The organism is Gallibacterium salpingitidis (assembly GCF_001678495.1).
Classification (GTDB): Bacteria; Pseudomonadota; Gammaproteobacteria; order Enterobacterales; family Pasteurellaceae; genus Gallibacterium; species Gallibacterium salpingitidis.
In genome coordinates this window covers 1-3,561 of sequence record NZ_JTJL01000094.1, presented here as the reverse complement: position 1 = coordinate 3,561, position 3,561 = coordinate 1, and the positions used below count along the sequence as shown (strand labels likewise).

The window sequence follows — 3,561 nt, the reverse complement described above, 5'->3', positions numbered from 1 at the left end:
CATAAATCCCCTTATCAGAATGAGCCCCCTTTTGAACTGCCTAAGGGGTGGGTTTGGTGTAGGCTTGATGATATTGCATTTTACAAGAAAGGACCATTTGGTAGTAGTTTAACAAAATCAATGTTTGTTCCTAAAGCAAGTGATAATTACAAAGTTTATGAGCAGAAAAATGCTATCCAAAAAAATGAAAATATAGGCGAATACTATATTACAAAAGAAAAATATGAGTCTTTAAAAGGGTTTGCAATAAAACCTTTTGATATTATTGTTAGTTGTGCAGGTACTATCGGAGAAACCTATGTATTATCTGAAAATGCACCAGTTGGAATTATTAATCAAGCGTTAATGCTAATTAGGCTTTTTGATAGAAATATTGAGGATTTTTATCTTATTTATTTTGATTTTATATTGAAAATAGAAGCATATAAAGAAAGTAAAGGGACGGCAATTAAAAATATTCCACCACTAGATATATTAAAAAACTTTAATTTTCCCCTTCCCCCACTAGCTGAACAACAACGCATAGTCAAAGAAGTTGAAAAATGGTTTGCGGTAATTGAGCAACTTGAAAAAGATAAAATTGACTTAGCACAAGCTATCAAACAAGCAAAAAGCAAAATCCTTGATCTTGCTATTCGAGGAAAGTTACTTGCACAAGATCCGAATGATGAGCCAGCAGAAAAGCTATTAAAACGCATTAATCCAAACTGGACGCCTATGGATAATTCACATTATCCGAAAATGCCTTTTGAACTGCCTAAGGGTTGGGCGGTTTGTGAATTCGATTCATTATTTAGTAATATTGCATCAACACCATTTCAGATTTACCAAAAAGATATTAATACAACAGGAAAATATCCTGTAATTAGCCAAAGTTCTAAACATATTGAAGGATATAGTAATAATAAAACAAAGCTGTTTTCTCAAGTATCAATTCCTATCATAATTTTTGGAGATCACACTAAAGTAGTTAAATTTGTTAATTTTCCTTTTATTGTAGGTGCAGATGGAGTAAAAATAATTACTTCTAAAATCAATCCTAAGTTTTCCTATTTTCTTATAATGAATGCAAGTAATAAAATAAAACATAAGGGTTATGCTAGACATTATAGTGATTTGAAAAATTTTTTGTTTTTGATTCCTTCTTTAAATGAACAACAACGCATAGTTGAGAAAATTGAGCAATTATTTTCAGAATTAGATCGCATACAAACAATGTTAGAAGTCTAAGATAGATTTTCCATTGTAGTTAATAAAATTTTATCGTTATTAATACGTTATGATTTATTTTCCTATTAACTACAATGGAATTTAAAATGGAAAACAACTTTAAACATTATCTACAAAAACAAAATCTCTCTGAAAATACTATAAGTTCTTATCTATGGACAATAAAGTATTTTTTTAAACATTATAATGAAATAAAACACGCTAACTTATTAGCTTATAAAGGTTATTTAATTGAAAATTTTAAACCTCAAACGGTTAACTTAAGATTGCAAGCTATTAATAAATATCTTGAATTTATAAAAAAAGATAAGTTAAAACTTAAATTTATTAAAGTTCAACAGAAAAATTTTATCGAAAATGTGATCAGCAACGCCGATTATCAATTTTTAAAATCCTCACTTAAAAAGGATAACTATATTGATTGGTATTTTGTTGTTTGGTTTATGACAGCAACAGGTGCAAGGGTCAGTGAGTTATTACAAATCAAAGCAGAACATTTACAGATTGGATACTTAGATATTTACTCTAAAGGCGGAAAAATCAGACGGTTATACATTCCAAAATGTTTACGTATAGAAGCCCTAGAATGGATAAAAAGAAAGCAAATTTCATCTGGTTATTTGTTTTTAAATCGCTATGGTTATCGCATTACAACACGAGGAATCGCAATACAACTTAAATATTTTGCTGAGAAATATAATCTAAATAAAAACGTGATTTATCCCCATTCTTTTCGTCATCGGTTTGCAAAAAATTTCTTAGAAAAATTTAATGATATTGCATTGCTAGCCGATTTAATGGGACACGAAAGTATCGAAACTACGCGTATTTATTTACGCCGTACCGCAAGCGAACAACAGCAATTAGTTGATCGTATTGTGGATTGGTAAAACTAATTTATAAGATCGGATTACATATCCGATCTTATATTACTTTAAATGATGTTGAATATTATCTAATTCGGTAAATAATATTTCTATTTTCTCAACTATACGTTGTTGCTCGGCTAGTGGGGGAAAGGGGAAAATCAATTTATTAATCGAATTTTGAGTAAAATGTTTGATGGTGACTCCACTACTAACATCATCAATCCATGATTTTTCTTTATAAAGCCATAGTACATAAAAATAAAACTCAGTTTTTATATTATTTTTAAATCTTACTCTATGCAGTGCATTCTGATAGTATATTTCTTTATCAAAATTACAAATTGCTGAACGACCAACATCTCCGCCTTCACAGATTAACAAATCGCCCTTTTTTACACGATATCTTTCTTTTTCGTGTTCTTCTAATCTCATTTTTTTTAAAAGAGATAAATCAATATGTCCCCATTTCACATTTACTGAGCATAAGTAGTCATAAAATTTACCAGTATTTTTGGATTTATCTAGTGTTTTACCTAATTCGTTTATAGAAACATCTTGTAATTTACACCAAACCCACCCCTTAGGCAGTTCAAAAGGCATTTTCGGATAATGTGAATTACCCATAGGTGTCCAGTTTGGATTAATGCGTTTTAATAGCTTCTCTGCTGGCTCGTCATTCGGATCTTGTGCAAGTAACTTTCCTCGAATAGCAAGATCAAGGATTTTGCTTTTTGCTTGTTTGATAGCTTGTGCTAAGTCAATTTTATCTTTTTCAAGTTGATCAATTACCGCAAACCATTTTTCAACTTCTTTGACTATGCGTTGTTGTTCGGCTAGTGGAGGAAGGGGTAGTAATATTTTTGCTAATTCTCTACTAGATAAACCTTGTAATCCTATTCCTTTACCGCCAATTAAATTTTTATTTTTATAATACATAAACACATAAAAAAAGAATGTGATATTGAGAGTATATTTTGGTCGTAATCTATGAATATGATTTTGTATACAAATAGAGTAATCGTAATTCCAAATTGCAGATCTACCTACATCTCCACCTTCACAAACGAGTAAATCACCTTTTCTTACAGTATATTTTTCCAATTCAGATGCTTTAAAAAACATTTTTTTTATATTTGTTAAATCAAAATGTCCCCAATAGAGATTAGAGGTGGTAATGTAATCAAGTAGCTCCCCCTCTCTATTTGCTGAATTTAGTGCTTTACCAGTATTATGCTGAAAAATGGAGCTTAAAGTAACAAATTGCCAATTATCGGGAACTTCAAAAAGTGGTTCATTCTCATAAGGGGATTTATGTATAGTGTTTTTGAGACAAAAAAAGCCTGTAGTAGTACAATCCAATGATTAAGGACATACGCAAATAAAATCCTTTTCCATCAGCTAAATTATATTCTTTGCTGGTGGGCTTTGCTTTTCCTATTTAGGTATTATCACAAAAAGAGGA

The 3,561-nt window shown here is 30.3% G+C and carries 3 protein-coding genes; 2 read left to right on the top strand and 1 reads right to left on the bottom strand.

Going from position 1 to position 3,561, the window contains the following annotated elements:
* A partial coding sequence (locus tag QS62_RS11780; protein ID WP_197496315.1) for a restriction endonuclease subunit S occupies positions 1-1,230 on the top strand: 1,230 nt, incomplete at its 5' end.
* An 86-nt stretch (positions 1,231-1,316) separates the two neighbouring features.
* On the top strand, positions 1,317-2,120 hold the full coding sequence (locus QS62_RS11775; RefSeq protein ID WP_066110405.1) for a tyrosine-type recombinase/integrase: 804 nt from the start codon (positions 1,317-1,319) through the stop codon (positions 2,118-2,120).
* Positions 2,121-2,159: 39 nt separating this feature from the next.
* On the opposite strand, the gene QS62_RS11770 is transcribed toward QS62_RS11775, so the two are convergent.
* The gene (locus QS62_RS11770) at positions 2,160-3,458 is read right to left on the bottom strand and encodes a restriction endonuclease subunit S (RefSeq protein ID WP_066110403.1); all 1,299 of its coding nucleotides are present in this window, start codon (positions 3,456-3,458) and stop codon (positions 2,160-2,162) included.
* Positions 3,459-3,561 lie beyond the last annotated feature (103 nt).